The sequence below is a fragment of the Culturomica sp. genome (assembly GCF_003524185.1).
Taxonomy (GTDB): Bacteria; Bacteroidota; Bacteroidia; order Bacteroidales; family Marinifilaceae; genus Culturomica; species Culturomica massiliensis.
Map to the genome: position 1 here is coordinate 23,447 of NZ_DOED01000001.1, position 20,134 is coordinate 43,580.

General features: G+C 44.3%; 15 protein-coding genes and 1 pseudogene. 11 read left to right on the forward strand and 5 right to left on the reverse strand.

Annotated features, from left to right (window positions below; translation table 11 throughout):
• The first annotated feature begins 377 nt into the window (after positions 1–377).
• Both DD657_RS00110 and DD657_RS00115 read left to right on the forward strand, forming a co-directional pair.
• Positions 378–743, forward strand: a complete 366-nt coding sequence (locus DD657_RS00110) for a BlaI/MecI/CopY family transcriptional regulator (RefSeq protein ID WP_021987205.1) — start codon at positions 378–380, stop codon at positions 741–743.
• A 2-nt stretch (positions 744–745) separates the two neighbouring features.
• Complete coding sequence (locus DD657_RS00115) at positions 746–2,617, forward strand: M56 family metallopeptidase (RefSeq protein ID WP_287047937.1); 1,872 nt, start codon at positions 746–748, stop codon at positions 2,615–2,617.
• A 220-nt stretch (positions 2,618–2,837) separates the two neighbouring features.
• Here the strand turns inward: DD657_RS00115 and DD657_RS00120 are convergent, their stop codons facing one another.
• Positions 2,838–5,309 (reverse strand): endonuclease MutS2, encoded by a 2,472-nt coding sequence (locus DD657_RS00120; protein WP_287047938.1) that lies wholly within the window; start codon positions 5,307–5,309, stop codon positions 2,838–2,840.
• 251 nt (positions 5,310–5,560) lie between these two features.
• Here DD657_RS00120 and DD657_RS00125 point away from each other — a divergent pair, with 251 nt between their 5' ends.
• The 3 genes from DD657_RS00125 (at position 5,561) to DD657_RS00135 (ending at position 8,812) form a co-directional block, all read left to right on the forward strand.
• The gene (locus DD657_RS00125) at positions 5,561–6,181 is read left to right on the forward strand and encodes a WbqC family protein (protein WP_287047939.1); all 621 of its coding nucleotides are present in this window, start codon (positions 5,561–5,563) and stop codon (positions 6,179–6,181) included.
• Between the two features lie 572 nt (positions 6,182–6,753).
• A complete protein-coding gene (locus tag DD657_RS00130) occupies positions 6,754–8,001 on the forward strand; it encodes a site-specific integrase (RefSeq protein ID WP_161945845.1) in 1,248 nt (415 codons plus the stop codon).
• Between the two features lie 181 nt (positions 8,002–8,182).
• Positions 8,183–8,812: a CatA-like O-acetyltransferase gene (locus tag DD657_RS00135; protein WP_021987197.1), complete on the forward strand. Its 630-nt coding sequence runs from the start codon at positions 8,183–8,185 to the stop codon at positions 8,810–8,812.
• A 45-nt stretch (positions 8,813–8,857) separates the two neighbouring features.
• Here the strand turns inward: DD657_RS00135 and hcp are convergent, their stop codons facing one another.
• The gene (gene hcp, locus DD657_RS00140; RefSeq protein WP_287047940.1) at positions 8,858–10,510 is read right to left on the reverse strand and encodes a hydroxylamine reductase; all 1,653 of its coding nucleotides are present in this window, start codon (positions 10,508–10,510) and stop codon (positions 8,858–8,860) included.
• Between the two features lie 238 nt (positions 10,511–10,748).
• On the opposite strand from hcp, the gene DD657_RS00145 reads away from it, so the two are divergent.
• Positions 10,749–11,393: a Crp/Fnr family transcriptional regulator gene (locus DD657_RS00145; RefSeq protein ID WP_021987195.1), complete on the forward strand. Its 645-nt coding sequence runs from the start codon at positions 10,749–10,751 to the stop codon at positions 11,391–11,393.
• A gap of 157 nt (positions 11,394–11,550) precedes the next feature.
• On the opposite strand, the gene DD657_RS00150 is transcribed toward DD657_RS00145, so the two are convergent.
• The 3 genes from DD657_RS00150 to DD657_RS00160 form a co-directional block, all read right to left on the reverse strand.
• Positions 11,551–12,498 carry a fimbrillin family protein gene (locus DD657_RS00150; protein ID WP_068688674.1) on the reverse strand — a complete coding sequence of 316 codons (948 nt, stop codon included), beginning with the start codon at positions 12,496–12,498 and terminating at the stop codon, positions 11,551–11,553.
• A gap of 22 nt (positions 12,499–12,520) precedes the next feature.
• On the reverse strand, positions 12,521–13,516 hold the full coding sequence (locus tag DD657_RS00155; protein WP_287047941.1) for a fimbrillin family protein: 996 nt from the start codon (positions 13,514–13,516) through the stop codon (positions 12,521–12,523).
• A gap of 117 nt (positions 13,517–13,633) precedes the next feature.
• Entirely contained in the window at positions 13,634–14,323 is a 690-nt protein-coding gene (locus DD657_RS00160) for a Crp/Fnr family transcriptional regulator (RefSeq protein WP_068688678.1), read from the reverse strand.
• Between the two features lie 120 nt (positions 14,324–14,443).
• Here DD657_RS00160 and nrfH point away from each other — a divergent pair, with 120 nt between their 5' ends.
• The 5 genes and pseudogenes from nrfH (at position 14,444) to DD657_RS00185 (ending at position 19,909) form a co-directional block, all read left to right on the forward strand.
• A complete protein-coding gene (gene nrfH / locus DD657_RS00165; protein WP_021987191.1) occupies positions 14,444–15,034 on the forward strand; it encodes a cytochrome c nitrite reductase small subunit in 591 nt (196 codons plus the stop codon).
• Between the two features lie 20 nt (positions 15,035–15,054).
• Entirely contained in the window at positions 15,055–16,539 is a 1,485-nt protein-coding gene (gene nrfA, locus DD657_RS00170) for an ammonia-forming cytochrome c nitrite reductase (protein WP_287047942.1), read from the forward strand.
• 4 nt (positions 16,540–16,543) lie between these two features.
• Entirely contained in the window at positions 16,544–17,782 is a 1,239-nt protein-coding gene (locus DD657_RS00175) for a cytochrome c biogenesis ResB family protein (RefSeq protein ID WP_287047943.1), read from the forward strand.
• Entirely contained in the window at positions 17,779–18,570 is a 792-nt protein-coding gene (gene ccsA, locus DD657_RS00180; protein WP_068688685.1) for a cytochrome c biogenesis protein CcsA, read from the forward strand. The genes DD657_RS00175 and ccsA overlap by 4 nt, the downstream gene beginning before the upstream one ends.
• A 55-nt stretch (positions 18,571–18,625) precedes the next feature.
• Positions 18,626–19,909 (forward strand): annotated as a pseudogene (locus tag DD657_RS00185) (alginate export family protein).
• The last annotated feature ends 225 nt before the right edge of the window (positions 19,910–20,134 follow it).

Sequence of the window (20,134 nt, forward strand, 5' to 3'; positions counted from 1 at the left end):
GGAGATTGCTGATTTGTAGAGGGTTTTCGAGGAGGTTGTTTATGATTTTAAATTTTAGATTTTAGATTTAAAATTGAGAACAGGGAGGTGAAAGTTACACAATGAGTCCGTCCCAGCGTGTAATTTTTGATTTACGATTCTTTTAATAAGGGGGATTGTATGCTTGATTTAAAGTTTGCAAGCTGTCTCCGGGAGTTGTGAGTGTCGTATTTATCGGGTTTGAGTGATGAAAATCTGAATAAAAGGAGGAGATGTCTTCCTCCTTTATTTTTTATTCCGAATAACAACTAAATTATTTAGTTGAAAAACTATTCCATGTAGTTGTATAATTAAAAAATATAGTTATATTTGTAATGTTCTTATTAAATAATTGGGTAATGGAAAGATTAACGGCTAAAGAAGAAGAAATTATGGGGTTCTTTTGGGATAAGGGACCTTTATTTGTAAAACAATTGCTGGAATTTTACAAAGAGCCGAAACCGCATTATAATACGCTGTCGACCATCGTACGGGGATTGGAGGAAAAAGGTTTTATTGCTTATACGGTTTATGGTAATACCTATCAGTATTATGCAGCCGTATCCCGCGAAGAGTACCGGCGTGGCACGCTTAAGAATGTGGTATCGAAATATTTCAATAACTCTTATACGCGGGTTGTATCGGCCTTGATTGAGGAAGAAAATATTTCTGTAAATGAACTGAAGGACCTGATCCGTCAGATCGAGAATAAAAGAAAACGGTAGTTATGGAAGCTTTTTTACTTTATATTTTTCGTTCGACGATTTGCCTGACTTTGTTTTTGATATTTTTTAAGGTATTGTTGTGCCGGGATACTTTTTTCAGATGGAATCGCTTTATTTTGCTGGGAGGGATACTGTTTTGTCTGGTATGGCCTTTTGTTGAGTTTGAAGCTGAACCGTCGCCTTTCCGCCAGCATCTGAATGAATTGGAAAAAGTCATAACGGGTTATGTACCGGAAGAAGAACAGACTGCCATGATTTATGCGCTGCCAACAACCGATACAGAAGTCCTGACAGAAAGCAAAGGAAATATTCCTTATACCGGATGGATTTATGTAGGGGGAATGGGTATCTGTCTTTTATTTTGGCTACTTGCTTATCGGAGAATGTTCGGTATTCTTCGCAGCGGGGAATCTATACCTAGAGAAGGGTATACATTAGTCGTTGTTTCCGGGAAAATTTGTCCTTTCAGTTGGCGGAATTATATTGTATTATCCCGCCAGGATTATGAAGGGTATAAGGAAATCATTGCACACGAATGTATCCATATTCGTAAGAAACACACTTGGGATTTATATCTGATTCAGTTGTTACTCGTGTTTCATTGGTTCAATCCGGCCGTGTGGCTGTTAAGGCGGGAATTGCAGGATATTCATGAGTATGAGGCTGACGAAGGCGTTATCAAACAAGGCATCGATGCAACTAAATATCAATTATTATTGGTGAAAAAAGCTGTCGGCTCCAGGGTCGAATCTATTGCCAACAGCTTTAATCACAGTAAACTAAAAAATCGAATTACTATGATGTTAAAAGAAAAATCAAATCGTTGGGCACGGTTGAAAATTTTATTTTTCTTACCGTTAGCAGTGCTGATAGCGCAGGCTTTTGCTCGTCCGGAAGTAGCTTCTTCCATGGAGAAACTGGCTTCCTTTGACAAAGTTAATCAAATTCCGGATAAGCCCGAAAAATGGACGGAAGATTTTTTTCAGCAGACCTGGAAGGAATATTTCGGTGACCGTGTTGAAAACGTGAAATTGGAGAAAGAGCGTGTTCTTAATTTATACATCAATCGCAAAAACATCCTTTTAATTGTCAATAATTTATTAGCCGATAATGTTACCTGGGATCAGTTAGCGGATAAATTGGCGGCACAACTCAAAGGGATGCATACCCGTTTTTCTCCGGTATATATTGTGATGATGAGGGATAAGGAAACTTCCGATAAGAAATGGCAGGATCTGTTAAATATTGTCGGTGAAGTGTGTGATAGATTTACAACGGAGGTGCGGCAGCAGCTTCCGGAGTCCGACCGGGATAAAATGGATAAAAAATTTCCTGTATTGGTGAATATTGCAAAGCCGCATATTACAGAGCCGTACCTCGATCCTTCTCTGGTTCAGGCTCCTCCACCTCCACCTGCTTATCCGATCAATCTGATCTATAAGACGGCTGAAGGCAAGGCGGTACATCTTAGGGCTGTAAATATCGAACAACTTGGAGAAAAGTTGGAAAAAGAGGGCTGGCCGATATCACAAGGAGATATCGAACTGCAGATAAAAGGTCGGTTATCAAAGGATAAAATCGTTTCTTTTTTGAAGGATAAAGGCATTCAGCCTACCTTGATATCACAGGAAACAGGGGCACTTCCCCAGTTGACGATGGTATTTACCTATAATTCCGGGTTACAGGCCAGGCGGGATGTATGGAAATATGAAAATGCAGTTTCTTTTATCGATCAGATTCGTACGGACAAGGTGAAAAATGTGGAACTTGAAATTTTTGAAAAGATCCGGCCGGAAACTATTGCCAAAGTAAGAGCCTATTTGCAGTCGAAAGGCATAACGAATATATCGGAAAAGAAAATATTATTTAAATAATGAGGCAGAGATAATATTAAGTGGCCCACAGATTCGGGAGATATATTGATTTTAAATTAATTATCTGCGAGAACACCGAAATCTGCGGGCTTCCTTTATAATCTGATTTTTTTCAGTATTTTTTGGAGGTATTCCAGTGGGGGGATATCTGTTTTGTCCGGGAGATACACGTAGAGTTGCCGGACTGTCGTATAATTTCGGTCGACCAAAATGTCGGATGTCAGATATCCAGTTTGACGACTGTAATGCCTGCCCCTCCTAGTTGTACTTGTTCGTCGGAGTAAGAACCGACGACGGGATTGGTACTAAGGTATTCGCGGATGATTTGCCGCAAGGCCCCGGTGCCTGTGCCGTGGAGGATGCGCAGGTTTTTGGAATCGAGCATTACGGCTTCATCGATGAATTCGGTGACCTTTTGCAGGGCTTCGTCTCCCCGAAGGCCACGAACATCGATTTCCGGTTTGAACATCAGGCGTTTCTGACTCATATTTTCCCGGAAATCCGGATAGGCAGACCTGTTTGCCGGGCGGGTTTGCTTTTTGATCTGGTTGGCAGAGGCTTTACGGAGTTGTTCTACTGCAATCTGGGTACGAATGTTACCGAGTGCTATCAGTGCTTTTCCGGCTTTGATGTCCAGAATTTCTCCGATGGCCTGGTTGGGTAGCTTGACATAATCTCCTTTTTGCAGGAGGAGGGATGTTTCTTTCTTGTCATATTCAGAAACGGTTTCTTTTTCGGTTTTTTTCTTTTTCCGGTTTTCCCGGTTTTTTATTTTTTCGATTTTCCGTTTCAGGCGTTCTTCTTCCTCTTCTTCAGAGAGCAATTTTTGTTTTTCTGCTTCCAGTTGTGCACGTACAATCCGGGTTTTTTCTTTCTCGGCCTGGCTTTCCCGGATTTCCCGGATGGTAGTTTCTATTGTTTTGTTGGCATTAGCAATAATTTCCTGTGCTTTAAGCTGGGCTTCCCGGATGATTTCTTTTCGTAGCCGGGAGGCTTCCTGGAGTTCGTTACTGTATTTTGCGACGACATCATCCAGGCGTTTTTCATTTTCGTGGATTTTCCTTCGCTTTTCTTCCCAATAGCGTTTATCCCGGGCAATGTCTTTCAGGTGTTTATCATAATTGATATGGTCTTCGCCTATTTTTCCGGCAGCTTCGTCCAGAATTTCTTTTGGCAAGCCGATTTTATTGGCAATCTCGAAAGCAAAGGATGAACCCGGTTTGCCGATTTGCAGTTCGAAAAGGGGCATCATCCGGTGGTTGTCGTATAGCATGGCTCCGTTTTCAATACCGGGAGTGGCTGAAGCAAAATGTTTGAGGTTGGTATAGTGTGTGGTGATAACTCCTTTTACTTCTTTGTTGTTTAAAGCATGCAGAATTGCTTCGGCAATGGCTCCACCCAGCATGGGCTCTGTACCGGTGCCGAATTCGTCGATCAATATCAAGGTGTCTTTGTCGCCGTAACGGACAAAGTTTTTCATGTTGATCAGGTGTGAACTGTAAGTACTCAAATCGTTTTCGATGGATTGCTCGTCACCGATATCGATCAGAATTTTTTTAAAGATACCGAAACGACTCGCCTCGCTTACCGGTACCGGTAAACCGCACTGAAACATGTATTGCAGAAGTCCGGCTGTTTGCAGACACACGGATTTTCCTCCTGCATTCGGTCCGGAAATCAGTATGATTCGTTGTTCGTCGTTGACTTCCAGTTTTAAGGGAATCAGTTTTTTTTCCGTATTTTTAAAAGCCAGGTACAACAAGGGATGTCTGGCTTCATACCACCACATTTCGGGAAGATTTTGAAATACCGGAACAATGGCTTCGATTTCAATGGAAAATAGTGCTTTGGCCTTGACGAAATCGACATGGGCCAAAAAATTGTAGGCCGGAATCAGGTGGTCGATGTAAGGACGTATATCGTCAGAGAACTTACGCAATATCCGGATGATCTCCCGTTTTTCTTCCAGTTGAAGTTCCCGTATCTCGTTGTTCGTTTCGATGATTTCTGCCGGTTCGATATAGGAGGTTTTTCCGGTCGTCGATTCGTCATGTACGATACCGTTGATGCGGCGTTTGTAGGCCGAGGGAACAGGAATAACCATGCGTCCGTCACGGATGGCGATAGAAGAGTCCTTTTCTGCCCATCCTTCAGATTGGGCCTGCTGTAATAAGGATTGCATGCGCCGGGATATACCTGACTGTTTTTTCAGGATATTGCGGCGTATGTCGTTCAGTTCGGAAGAGGCGTTATCCTTAATCGTACCGTGTTTGGAAACAATCGAGTCCAGGCGTTGTAAAACATAAGGAAACAACTGTATCTGTCCGGCTTTTTGAGTCAGGTGGGGATACTGTTCATTTTTACCGTTGAAAAAACGGACAATGGCGGTCAGACTTTCCAATGAGTTTTTTAATGCAACCAATTCGGGGATATCCAGATAAAGTCCTTCGATGCGGATCTTATTCAGAAAAGGACGGGCATCGGCATAGTAGTCTCCCGGAAACTCTTCTTCCCGCACAATACGCATAAATTCGGCCGTTTCTTCCAGATTTTCCCGGATAAAAATGTCCTCCTCTGAAAAGGTCATGGCTTTTACCAGTTCCCGTCCCATATCACTTCGGCATCTGCCGGTAAGCATTTCCCGGATTCTGTCGAACTTTATCTTACTCTCAAAATTTTCCGGATATATCACTTCGTTTTCCTGTTTTGTTTAGTATTGCAAAATTAAAGAGAAAACCGGGAATACGGAAGGATGAGGGAAAAATACTCGAATTTTATTAATTTTGCCGTGAAAACTTGATTTTTGATTTGCGATTTTTGATTGAATTCTGCAGATTTTGCAGACAGATTGTAAATCGTTCGACAAACTGATCCGTTGCGGGATTCATTTAATCTGAAATCGTAAATTTACAATTATTTTTGTGTTTGATTTTAAGCAATACAATGTCAAAAGTAATACTGAATACGGCTTATTTTCCTCCGGTACAATATCTCGCCTGTGTGAATCGATACGATGAGGTTGGTATAGAGCAATGGGAAAGCTACGGGAAGCAAAGTTACCGTAACCGCTGTGAGATTTTGTCCGCCAATGGTATTCTGTCTCTTACCGTGCCCGTGAAAAAGACGAACGAAGTTAAATTTCTGACAAAGGAGGCATGTATCGATTATTCGACCCGTTGGCAAAAATTGCATTTCAAGGGAATCGAGTCTGCCTATAAGAATTCTCCGTATTACGATTATTACATGGAAGATTTTATTCCGTTTTTTGAGAAAAAAGAAAAATATCTGCTCGATTTAAATTCGGCGATTCTGGAAACGGTACTCGGTATTTTACAGATTCGGCGATCCCTTGTTTTTACAACGGATTATCAAACTTACCCCGAAGAAGTATGTGATATGCGTGGTGTGATCCATCCGAAACCGGCCCGCCAGGAAAAGGAGGACATTCTGTTTAAAGCAAAACCCTATACCCAGACGTTTGCCGACCGTTTCCCGTTTACGCCGGATTTAAGTATATTGGATTTACTTTTTAATACAGGTCCGGAAGCTGTCGATTATCTTTAAATCATCATAAATTGGGGGTGTTTTTACAGTTCAGTTCGATTATTTTGCTTGCAATTGAGGACGTGGACTTATTTACGCCGTTTCAGAGAGATAAGTAATTCCGGATTTTGATTTTAAATTTAAATTAAATGAATCCGACGACGAATCAGTCGGCCAACGCTTTTATATTTGTAATCCATCTGCAAAATCCCTTAAATCTGCGGGATTCAATCAAAAATCGTAAACCCAAAATTACACAATGAGTCCGTCCCAGTGTGTAATTTTTTCCCAATCGTAAATCAAAGATAAAGACAGATTCTGAATGAATCCGGCAACAGATCCGTTTGTCAAATAATTCCATGTTTATAGTCTATAATGTACTATTTACAATCCATTGGTTGCTGTGTCAAATATTCTGTTTTTGTTTGTAGATTTGGAATTATTTTGCATATTTGTCCGCGTATGTGCAGGGTTTTAAGCGTTGTTTTTTTTCTTGATATTAGGTTTGAAATTGAGCTTTTTAACCTCATTTGCCGATAATTATTCCCGGATTTTTGTTTACTACGAAGCCGTATGTTCATATGAAGTGTTTTATGGCACTTATTAATGGTAGAAATATGACGTCTGTCAAACTGAAATTAAACAAAGATCGTGTTTTATTGAATGGAACTTATCCTTTGGTGTTCCAGATTATACATTCTAGGCGTAAAAAATTGATTTATAGTCCGTTCCGGGTTGCTGGCCCGGAGTTTGATACGGTAAAAGAAAAAGTAGTTTACTGTAAGGACAGGTTGACCCACCGTGAAGTCCGCAGTATCAATCGTTGGATCATCAAGGAGCGAAAAAAGCTGAACGGCCTGATCGGTGAGTTGAAAAAGTGTATGCCGGATTTTACCGTAGCCGATATTGCCGGATATTACGAGGGACAAATAAGAGGGGAAGGGTTGTTTGCCTTTATAGACGGTTGTGTCCGGCAGAAAGAGGAACTGGGCAAATATGGTACTGCGGCAGCCTACCGCAGTACCCGTTCATCTCTGTTGCATTTTACCGGTAAAGAAAAGATGGCTGTTTCCGAGGTGACTCCCGCTTTTGTCAGAACTTATGAGAGACACCTATTAAAAAGCGGGGTATGTTGCAATACGGTGAGTTTTTATATGCGTAATCTGCGGGCTATCTATAATCAGGCCGTTTTGGAGGGGGAAATAGAGCCGGCTGTGAATCCTTTCCGGCATGTGCAGACCCGTCCTGCCAAGACTGTCAAGCGGGCGATGAGCCGTGATCATATCCGTCGTTTGATGCAGCTTCCGCTGGAGGATGTTCCTGATCTTAATTTTATCCGTAATCTGTTTATGTTCAGCTTTTATGCCCGGGGAATGTCTTTTGTGGATATGGTTTTTTTAAAAAAGGAGAATATAAAATGTAATTTTATCGAATATTACCGTCATAAGACACGGCAGCTTATCCGGGTCAGTCTGACGGATAAATTGAAAGAGATTATCTCGCGTTATCAGAGCGACTCGGATTACATATTTCCGGTTATAGATGAATCTTCCTATCTGTCGCCTTACCGGCAATATCGCCGTGCGCTCAGCAAGGTGGAGCGGAAGCTCAAGCTATTGGGAGATCGGTTGGGATATGAGGTCGGGTTGACCACCTATGTCGCCCGCCATAGCTGGGCAACTCAGGCCAAGGAGTGTGGTATTCCTGTTTCGGTGATCAGTGAAGGACTCGGACATACCTCGGAAAAAACAACGCGGATTTATCTGAAAGAATTCGATCAAAAGGTTTTGGATGAATGTGATCAGTTGGTGGCCCGGCTTGAAAGTGTGCCCGGTAATTGATCACCGGTATATACCGGTTGTTTTGTTAAAATGTCCGAATGCCGGTAAAAGTCTTATTTTATCCTTATTTTTGAAGACGGAATAGAGGGCAGGCTGTGTTCCGGTTCTGTCGTTTGTAGCTTGCCGGCAGAGGTAAGCATTTGTTTGCAGATTTGAAGTGAGATTTTTTATAAATTTGAATATGAGACAGGTGATCGATATTGAAAATTGGAAGCGGAAGGAGGAATTTTTATTTTTCCGGACCTTCCAGAATCCGATGGTGTCGGTGACGGTCGAGGTGGATTGTACCTTGGCATATCAGCGGGCTAAAGAGTTGGGCGTGCCTTTTTCGCTGTATTATATGCATGCGGCATTGGTGGCAGCCAATCGTATTGAAGAATTGCGCTACCGGCAGGAGGGGGAAGAGGTGGTTTTATACGATCGGGTAAATTTATTTACCCCTATTTCTATTGCCGACGGGAGCTACCGGTCGGTGCTGTTGCCGCTGGAAGACGATTTGGACGTTTTTCTTGAAAAGGCTTTGCCGGTTGTTGAGCGTGCCAAGCGGGGAGAGGGACAGGCTCACGAAGAGAAAGATCATAACCGGGATTTTATTCTGATCAGTGTAAATCCGTGGTATCGCTTTACGAGTGTGCAGGTAGGAATACCTCAGGTGCCGCATGAGAATATCCCTATTTTTACTTTTGGTAAGGTAACTGAAGAACATGGGAAACGGGTGATGCCCGTCGCTTTGTCGGTGAATCACGGTTTTGTCAGCGGCTTTCAGATCGGTTGCTTTCTGAAAGAGTTTCAGCAAATGCTCGATCGCTAAAAGACACGACTGTGCCGGTTAAAGCACAGTCTGCGGTCGGATGTATCAGGCAATGTGGAGTCGTTGGAGGTCTTGTTTTACATCGGTAATACCTCCGAGATTGAACTGTTCGGCGAGTACGTTCAGTATAGCCGGAGATACGAAAGCCGGAAGAGTCGGACCGATGTGTATGTTTTTAAAACCGAGGCTGAGTAAAGCTAAAAGAACGATGACAGCTTTTTGCTCATACCAGGCGATGTTGAAGGCGATGGGCAAGTCGTTGACATTTGCCAGGCCGAATATCTCTTTTAATTTTAGGGCAATAAGAGCCAGGGAGTAACTGTCGTTGCATTGTCCGGCGTCCAGGACACGCGGAATGCCGTTGATATCGCCTAATCCCAGTTTGTTGTAACGGTATTTGGCACAACCGGCGGTAAGGATAACTGTATTTGGGGGGAGTGCTTCGGCAAATTCCATGTAATATTCGCGGTTTTTCATTCGTCCGTCGCAACCGGCCATAACGATGAATTTGCGGATGGCTCCGCTGCGTACGGCTTCGATAATCTGAGGTGCTAGTTGTACAACCTGATTGTGGGCAAAACCGCCGGTAATATGGCCTGTTTCTATTTCCGTAGGCGGCAGGCATTTTTTAGCTTGCGCGATAATCTCCGAAAAGTCTTTGTAGCCATCCGTATTTTCCTGAATGTGTTTGCATCCGGGATATCCGGTAGAATTTCCGGTATACATCCGGTTGATATAGGAAGCTGAAGGCAGCGGGGGAACGATGCAATTGGTCGTGAAGTAAATCGGGCCGTTGAATGTCTCGAATTCTTCCCGTTGACGCCACCATGAATTCCCGTAATTACCGGCGAAGTGGCTGTATTTTTTGAATGCCGGATAATAGTGGGCCGGGAGCATCTCGCTGTGGGTATAAACGTCTACGCCTGTACCTTCCGTTTGTTCGAGCAATTCTTCCAGGTCTTTCAGGTCATGACCGCTGATCAGGATACCCGGGTTGGAACGAACGCCGATATCGACTTTCGTTATTTCCGGATTACCGTAGCTTTGGGTATTGGCTTTGTCGAGCAGGGCCATAGCGCTTACGCCGTATTTTCCTGTTTCGAGTACCAGTTGGGTGAGCTCCGGAACGGTGAGTTTTTGGGTCGTCATATCGGATAAGGCCTGTTGCATGAATGTGTGTATAGATTCGTCATTGAAGCCGAGGTGCATGGCGTGTTCCGTATAGGCAGCCATGCCTTTTAAGCCGTATAGGGTGAGTTCTTTCAGTGAACGCAGGTTTTCGTCCGTTTCCCGGAGTACGCCGACTTGTGAGGCTTTGGCGGTATATTCCTCTTCTGTGCCCTGCCATTGTAATTCGTCTGTTTCGGGTAGGGGGATGCCGGCTTGACGGGCTTGGTTTATCAGTTCGTTCCGGAGTTCCATGCCTTTGCGTATGAGCCGGATAATACGCTGATCGTCGAAATTGGCATTGGTAATTGTGGTAAATAGTGCGTCGACAATAAACCGGTTGATTTTTTCGTCTATCTTGCGATGGCCGTTTCTTAGCGTATTGGCTACGATAGCAATTCCACGGACGGAGAATAACAACATATCCATCATGGCCGACGTACTACTCATTTTCCCGCATACGCCTTTAACGGTACATCCTATACCTTTGGCGGTTTCCTGACACTGGAAGCAAAACATGTTTTCTTTCATATTTTCTGAAATTTTAGGTTATTTCTGGTGGCAAATATTCTGTTTTTTTTACTCCGGGACTGTCACATATGTTACAATCCTTTGTTTTAGAATGAAATTTGTCAGTTAAGGTGGTGGGAATGTATTTATAGCCGGGGAAATATAGAATTTCCGGATTACTTTGTATTTTTGATTACACGTCGGAAGAGACAATGTGTTTAATTTTGTCATGTCGAACCGTTGTTTTATATAAATCGGTATGGAGAATATAGAAGATTTGTTGGAAATATCTGTTTTCCGGGGTTTACCGGAAGAGAATCTGCGTCGTTTTTCGGGTTCGGTTTCATTGGGTGTGAAACATTATTCGGCAGGAGAATTCGTTGCTATGCAGGATTCCCGTTGTACGGGGCTTTATTTGCTGTGTAGCGGTCGGGTACGCTCGTATATGACAGGGAGTGACGGAAAGCAGATTATCGTGGAGGAACTGGATGCTCCGGATGTATTGGCGCCTGCATTTGTATTTGCAACGGATAACCGTTTTCCTGTGAGTATCGTGACCTTGGCGGAATGCAGGATCCGGGTCGTCAACCGGGAGGAAATGGCCAGGTTTATGCATCAGGAACCGGTCGTGATGATGAATTTTCTGCGACTGATTTCCGATCGGAGTATTTTCTTGAGTCGTAAAGTCAATGCTTTTGCGTTGCAAGATTTAAAAGGGCGTTTATCGGTTTGGCTATATGAAAACGGAGAGATCCGGAATCAGCAACAATTAGCGGACCGTTTAGGCGTGGCTCGTCCTTCTTTGGTCCGGGTATTGACAGAATTGGCAAAAGATGGGGCAGTGGAATTCAAACAACGGAAAGTGGTTGTTACAGACCGGGAGATTTTGAGACGATATTTTTGATTCCGGATGGGACCCGCTGATTTCGCTAATGAATTTCAGATTTAAAATGAGCGATTACTTCTTCGGATGAGATCGTAATTTTTGCAAATTTCAAATTAACATTTTATCGGATGTTCACTCGTAAATCAATCAGCGAAATCAGCGGGCTTATTTTGTTTTATAATATCGGGTTGATGGTGCTGCTGCCTCCGGGAAGCCATGGATTAATGGTTACGTTGGTGATAACGATGGCATTTCTGGAAAGAGTGACCGTATAAATGTATTTGGTGGACCTTGTAAAGGTAAGATTGCTGCCGAGAGAAATGCTGGCGCTACCGGTTGTGGAGTTCGGAAAAGTACAATTTATCGTCAGGGTAGGAGTGGTGGTAGCGATTGGAAATACCAATATATTCAGGGTCGTTGCTGTCGACGTAGAGAGTGTGGGCGCGGACGACGGCTGGACGGTAATCAGGTTGTTTGTTGCTCCGTTTGCCGTATAGGTGCTGTCCGATAAGCTGAAAGTGGCTCCTGTGGCCGATGTTGTTAACCCTTCTCCGGCTTGTCCGTTGATAGTCACACTTGTTAATGTCGTGTTTGCGGGTACGGTCCCGTCGATTTTGATATTCAGTTGTATTAATGCCAGGACGTGCTTGAATGTCAAAGGAACGCTTCCGTTATTTGCCGGTCGGTTGATACCGGCTCTTTGGTTATTCGAATAAAGGACATTGTGCGTGGGGTTAATTGTTCCGGTTTGGGTGTTTAAAACCGGAATCTTTACGGCTGTCAACGTGTTTCCGCCGGCATATGGAGCGTAGGCGTAAAATTGATGAAGTGTGGTATAATCCTTCCAAAAGATCGGTGTTACGGTTGACCAACTACTACCCGAGTAGGTGTATTTCAGATTATTGGCAACCGGATTCGATTGTGTGCAAAAGAGTCCGATGGAATCGTTGGTTACCCAATTCGCATTCGTTCCGTCGTCTGTGGTCCGGCTGTTGGGAGCTAATCCGGCCATTAGTGCCGAAATAGATACTTTGTCGTTGTCTTTGCAATTGTCGTAAGAATCGTCTTTTGTGCAAGCTGTAAATAATACAGCTATGGACGCGATAAATAGAAGTGTTTTCATAGTTTAAAGTTTAAGTGATACATTATTGAATCGTGTGTGTGCCGGAAAATTCCTTTACAGGAGTGATAAATACCTCAATAGAATCAGCCGGTGAATTTGCTCTGGAAAGAAGTTTTGGAATAACTTGTACATTATATTCATATACCGTGTTAGGTTGAAAGGTTGTTGTATTGAGCGAAGGGCTGGAGGTGGAGAGTTCGATTAAACTGATAAGCTTTACACTGAATTTGACATAGGGAGCCGGATTGGTGTAAGTGCCCGGGAGTACTAAGACATAAATGGTCGTAGCTCCGGAAACGAGGGTGGGAAGGGTAGCTGTAAAACTTTGCTGGAAAGTGCTGCTTGTATTGTTAGCGATAACCAGTTGCTGATTGATTAAATTGTAGCTGAGATTGCTCAGGCTGGCTGTTGTGTTGAATAATCCCGAAGGATACGTGCTTGTCGTGGAATTTCCGCCGGTAATGGTTATCTTACTTGAGGCTAAGGTGGATAAGAGACTTGTGGCAAAAGAGACATTGAATTTCAGTAAGGTCAGGGCGTGGTTGAAATTGAAGTTGACGGATGCGGTATGTGTTGTATTCAGGGAAGCAGTCAGTAAATCATAGCGGGCATCGGGGGAAGAGGAGATTGTTTGTCCCGAGAGGGCAGGAACGGCGACGGCCTGGCCGGTAGAGGAGGAGTTGTACGGATAATAGGCATAGAATTTGTGCAGGGATATGTTGTTTCTCCAATACATAGGAGTGGTGGTCGTCCAGTTGGGGGTGTCGTAAGTGTAAAGTACGTTATCCCGGTTGGTCAGGGTTTCGAATACGCCGATCTGGTCGTTCGCCGTAAAAGATGCGTTACTTCCGTTCATATTGGTACGTGACGAGGGTATACCGATTTCGTTGGAAAAATGAATGGAATTGTCCGGTACGGACAATCCGATTGTGTCTGTACAGCAAGTGAGGAGCAGGAGTGTCAGAACAAACACGACCGGCTTTTGGATACAATTTCTGAAAAACCATGAATAATTCATCGTTTTTATTATACGTAAATATGTGTATAGAAACGTTTCTAAAAGTCGATAGGTTAGTTATTCTGTGTTAATTATGTTTATTTAATATGTGGGGTGAAAAGATAAAGACCGGTTATATTATATGAATTGCTGTAGTAGGTCAGGGGCGAGAAGATGCACTTTAGGCGTGTCCAGGCGAATGAGGTTTTCTTTGGCCATTTTGTTGATTTCTTTGGAAAGTGCCGGGCGGGTGACACCGAGGTATTCGGCGAGTTGCTGCTGATTGTGTACCATTGTAACCGTATCGCTGCCTGCCTGGCGATGTTCCATCAGATAAGCGGTAATACGGCTGCGGATACTTTTATAGGAAAGCATGCGTAGCCGTTTGACGGTACAATGCGTGCAATTTCCCGTAATCCGGAGAAAATTACGTAATATTCCCGGTTCCTGTGCAAAAAGCCGGAAAAAGGATTCTTTGGTAGCGGTAAGCAATATACCTTCTTCCAAAACGGTAAAAGTTGCGGGCAGGGTACAATCGGCACTGAATAAATGAGGGGTAGCAAATGTCCGTGGTGCTTCGATGTATTCGATCAGGATTTCGTTTCCCAAAGCATCGATAATATCTGTCCGTAATTTTCCTTCCAGCAAGACGTACAGATATTTACAGGGGGTATTTTGCCGGGCTATGACTTCTTTTTTGCCAATATGAAAAAACTGGCAATCGAGTTTTTCTAACAGAGTCTGTTTGATATTGGACGGCAGGTCTTTGAATAGCGGAATATTGAAAAGTAATTCCTGTATTTTATCTGTACATTCAATTTTATCCATGGAACAGCTATGATGTTTTTACAAAAATAGTAAAATAAAGTAAAGAAAAATGTTTGAAGTGTAATTTAAATTACATATTCGGATGGATGATTCCTTTATTTTTGTAAAAAAAGATAAGCAATGATAAAATTGAAACGATTGATAGGATACCTTTTTCCGACCCGGAGACGGAAAATCGGAGCGATCGTCCTGGCGGGTATGCTGGCAGGCGGGGGAGGTTTATTCCTTTACATGCTTCGGGCACATACTTATCTGGGAGACAGTCCGTCGGCTTGTGTGAATTGTCATATTATGGCTCCTTATTATGCTACCTGGTTTCATAGTTCGCATAGCCGGAATGCAACTTGTAACGATTGTCATGTACCGCATGAAAATAGGATAAAAAAATGGGCCTTCAAAGGGATGGACGGTATGCGGCATGTAGCGGTTTTCCTGACCAATGGAGAGCCGCAGGTCATCCGGCCGAACGACCAGAGTTCGCAGGTGATTATGGAAAACTGCATCCGTTGTCATACCCAGTTGAATACGGAGTTTGTAAAGACCGGAAAGATTGATTATATGAAAACGAAAGTCGGGGAAGGTAAAGCTTGCTGGGATTGCCATCGTGATGTGCCTCATGGCGGACAGAGTAATCTGGCGATGACCCCGAATGCGCTGGTGCCTTATCCGGACGCTCCGGCTCCTGATTGGTTGAAGAAAATGCTAAAATAAATATAATAATACCTCGTGATATGGAAAAGAAATTAAAGTCATGGCAAGGTTGGCTGTTGTTCGGCGGAACAATGGCTGTCGTATTTTGTCTGGGATTGGCTGTATCGGCTCTGATGGAAAGACGGGCAGAAGTGGCCAGTGTGTTCAATAACAAACGTAAGGTGATTACGGGAATCGAATCGCGTAATGAAGAGTTTAAGCCGGATTATCCCCGGGAATATCAGACATGGACAGAAACGGCCCGTACGGATTTCGAGAGTGAATTTAACGGGAACGTAATGGTGGATGTGTTGGAGAAACGGCCCGAAATGGTGATATTGTGGGCCGGATATGCTTTTTCTAAGGATTATTCCACGCCTCGCGGACATATGCATGCTGTGGAAGATATCCGCCAATCGTTGCGTACAGGCGCTCCGATGGACGATAAGAGCGGTCCTCAACCTTCTACCTGCTGGACTTGTAAGAGTCCGGACGTACCCCGTATGATGGAAGCCCTCGGTGTGGAGGCATTCTATAATAATAAATGGGCTGCATTGGGCAGTGAAATTGTCAATCCGATCGGTTGTGCCGATTGTCATGAGCCGGAGAATATGAATCTGCATATCAGCCGTCCGGCCTTGATTGAAGCTTTTGCCCGTCAGGGAAAGGATATTACAAAAGCGACTCCTCAGGAAATGCGTTCGTTGGTATGTGCCCAATGTCACGTAGAGTATTATTTTAAAGGGGACGGGAAGTATTTGACGTTCCCGTGGGACAAGGGTTTTACGGTTGAAGATATGGAAGCTTATTATGATGAGGCTGATTTTTTTGACTACAAACATTCATTGAGTAGGACTCCGATTTTGAAAGCGCAGCATCCGGATTATGAAATATCACAAATGGGTATTCATGCCCAGCGGGGAGTTTCCTGTGCCGATTGCCATATGCCGTATAAGAGTGAGGGGGGCGTAAAGTTCAGCGACCACCATATTCAGAGTCCTTTGGCAATGATCGACCGTACGTGTCAGGTGTGTCACCGGGAGAGTGAAGAGACGTTGCGTAATAATGTATACGAACGACAGAGAAAGGCAAACGAGGCCCGTAATCGCCTGGAGACGGAATTGGTTAAGGCGCATATCGAAGCAAAATATGCCTGGGATCACGGAGCTACGGAGGAACAAATGAAGGATGTGCTGGAACTGATCCGTCAGGCTCAATGGCGTTGGGATTTCGGGGTCGCTTCACACGGGGGGGCATTTCATGCCCCACAGGAGATACAGCGTATTCTTTCCCACGGTCTGGACAAAGCTTTACAGGCACGTTTGACGGTAGCTAAAGTGTTGGCGAAGCATGGGATTACCGAAGATGTTCCTATGCCGGATATCTCGACAAAAGAGAAAGCGCAGAAATATATCGGACTGGATATAAAGCAGGAGCGTGAAGCCAAGGAGAAATTCCTGAAAACGGTGGTTCCGCAATGGCTGCAAAAGGCAAAAGAGGAAGGGAAACTGATCGTTTGCAATTGATGATATGTGGAAAAAGCCTTGGGGATATAGAGAAGGAGCAACGATTGCTGCCGGGTTGCTGTTGACAGGCATATTATTGCAGGGGTCTGTCGGGAAAATCGATTGGGAGTTGTTGTCCTGGCCTGTCAATATTATTCTGCTGCTCGTTTATATCATTGTGTTGGTGATGGTATCCGGTTTGTCGGGACGGATATATCTGTTCCGTTGGCTGGGAAGCTATGCCGCCGCTGTAACTTCGCTGGCTGCGGTCGTGGTGATGACGGTTATTATGGGATTGATCCGGCAAACCGGACCGCAAACGGTGAGCGGCGTGGCTCCTTGGCTGGGTTTTTCACAGATGTTGTCGGCCTGGCCGTTTGCCTTGTTGTTCACTTGGTTGATCACCGTATTGGGATTGACTGCTTTCCGGCATTTGTATCCTTTTCGTTGGCGGAATATTCCTTTTTTGTTGAATCATTTGGGATTGTTCGTAGCTGTGGTGGCGGCGGTTTTGGGAAATGCAGATCTGCAGCGGCTGAAGATGACCACTGTTGTCGGAAAGGCTGAATGGCGGGCCTATGACGAGGCCGGACAACAGTCGGAATTGCCTTTGGCAATAGAACTTCAACATTTTACGATCGATGAATACCCTCCCAAACTGATGCTTATAGATAACGGGACGGGTAAGGTGTTGCCGGAAGGAAAACCGGAGCATCTGTTATTGGGGGCTGGGGAACAGGAGGGACAATTGGCAGACTGGCGTATCCGGGTTGTACGACAGATGGCTGAGTCGGCGCGGGTGGCTACGGAAGATACGGTAAAGTTTGTCGCATTTCATTCAATAGGAGCGACGTATGCGGTGTATATTGAAGCTGACAACAGGCTTACGGGCGTACGGCGGGAAGGCTGGGTAAGTTGCGGGAGTTTCCTTTTCCCGTATAAAGCTTTGCGATTGGATGAACAGGTTAGTCTGGTAATGCCGGAGCGGGAACCTCAGCGCTTTGCTTCTGATGTGAAACTTTATACGCAGTCGGGAAGAAAGCTGGAGGCGGTTATCGAAGTGAATCGGCCTTTGACCGTAGAGGGGTGGAAAGTATATCAGTTGAGTTACGATGAGAGTAAAGGAAAATGGAGCGATATCAGTGTGTTTGAGTTGGTGCGCGATCCTTGGCTGCCGTTGGTGTATATTGGAATCTGGATGTTGATAGCGGGGGCAGTATGGATGTTTGTTACAGCTTCTAAAAGAAAGGAGGAGCAGTTATGAGTTGGGATTATTTTTTGTGGTTTGCTTTTGTGGCAATGGGGTGTTGGCTGGCCGGAGCCGTGGTTGCCTGGCGACAGAAGAGTCCCTGGGTGTCTCTGGTGCTGACCGGTACCGGATTGGTTGTGTTTTTTGCTTTTATTTTAGGTTTGTGGATTTCTTTGGAAAGACCGCCTATGCGTACGATGGGAGAAACCCGTTTGTGGTATTCGTTTTTTCTGCCTCTGGTCGGATTGATCACCTATGTCCGCTGGAAATACAAATGGATTCTTATGTTCAGTTTTATACTTGCCTGTGTATTTATCTGCATCAATCTGTTTAAACCGGAGATACACAATAAAACATTGATGCCGGCTTTACAGAGTCCTTGGTTCGCTCCCCATGTTATCGTGTATATGTTTGCGTACGCCATGCTGGGGGCTGCTGTCGTTATGGCGGTTTACCTGTTGTGGATAAAAAGAGGGGAGGCTGATTGCCGTGAAATGGAATTGACGGATAATTTAGTATATGTGGGACTGGCATTTATGACATTGGGGATGCTTTTCGGGGCTTTATGGGCTAAAGAGGCCTGGGGACATTATTGGAGCTGGGATCCGAAAGAGACCTGGGCTGCCGCTACGTGGCTGGCTTATCTGGTGTATATTCATTTCCGGCGTCATCATCCGGTTTTTTATCGCCGGGCATTGGTGGTTATGCTCGTCTCTTTCGTGTTGTTGCAGATGTGCTGGTACGGCATCAATTATCTGCCTGCTGCACAGGGCGTGAGTGTGCATACTTATAATGTGGGATAAATTCGGGTTGTCCGGATAATTTTACGGGATAGTATTAATCTAAATATATTGGTTTATGAGAAAAGTATTGACAGCTTGCTTGCTGCTCATGTCTGCCGCTGTGTGGGCGCAGAATGAGAAACAGCAAAACGAATTTGATATGACGGCCCAGATACGGCCGCGTGCAGAGTATCGCAACGGAGCTTTATCTCCCCGTTCGGAGGGAGAAGTACCTGCTTATTTTATCTATAACCGGGCACGGCTTTCCATGGAATACCGTCGGCACGATCTTTCGATGAAAATTTCCGGACAGCATGTCGGGGTATGGGGGCAGTCACCGCAGGTGGATAAAAAGGGAGATGCCCGGTTGGCATTGAACGAGGCTTGGGCAAAGCTGAACTTCGGAGCCGGATTTTTCGCATAGTTGGGACGGCAGACATTGTCGTACGATGACGAACGGATTTTGGGCGGATTGGATTGGAATGTGGCAGGGCGTTATCACGATGCATTGAAATTGGGATATGCTGCCGGAAAACATCAGTTACACCTGATTCTGGCTTTCAATCAGAATGATGAGAAAACGATCGGCGGAACCTATTATAAAGACGGCGGACAACCTTATAAGAATATGGAGACTCTGTGGTATCATTATAAAAGCGGTAAACAGGATTTTAACGCTTCTTTGCTTTTTATCAATCTGGGATTGGAGACAGGGACGGAGGAAGATGCCCGGACCCGCTATTTGCAGACGATGGGAACTTATCTGACCTATCAGCCGGGGAGATGGAATTTATCGGGAGCATTGTATTATCAGGGAGGAAAAAATAAGACAAACCGGAGTGTTACGGCTTATATGTGGAATCTGCGGGCACAATATAATCTGAATGAGCGTTGGAATTTTATGGCCGCCAGCGATTATCTGAGCGGTAATAAACCTGGAGGTAAAAAATTCAAGGCTTTTGATCCGTTGTATGGTACGCACCATAAATTTTATGGCGGTATGGACTATTTTTATGCTTCCAATTTTGCGGCCGGTTTTAACCCGGGGTTGTGGGACTCCCAATTGGGAGTGGGCTTTAAGCCTTGCTCTAAAGTCGGATTGAGCCTTAATTACCATTATTTTGCTACGACAGCCAAGGTCGAATCGGCCGGGAAAAAATACGATAAGGGATTGGGATCGGAACTTGATTTTCAACTGGATGTGACGGTGATGAAAGACGTAAAACTTTCTGCCGGTTATTCATTTATGGCAGGTTCAAAGACGATGGATATCGTGAAGGGGGGAGACCATAAATGCTGGCAGGATTGGGGATGGCTCTCCCTTAATATCAATCCGAAAGTGTTGTTTGTGAAATGGTAGGTTTTATTTACGACAGAATCCGCAAATTTTGCGGATTCTGTCGTAAATAAAGAATGTATTTAATTTCTATTTTGAACGGCGGGAATCTGATGTCCCTTCAGATTTTTATACAACCGTTTTCCTGTTTCTTCTTTTGCGTTATTTCCATTTAACCGTCAGTTTTGTCGTTTCAGTATTGAAAATATCTGTTTCAATGGATTCCGGATTCATTGTCTTTCGGAAAAA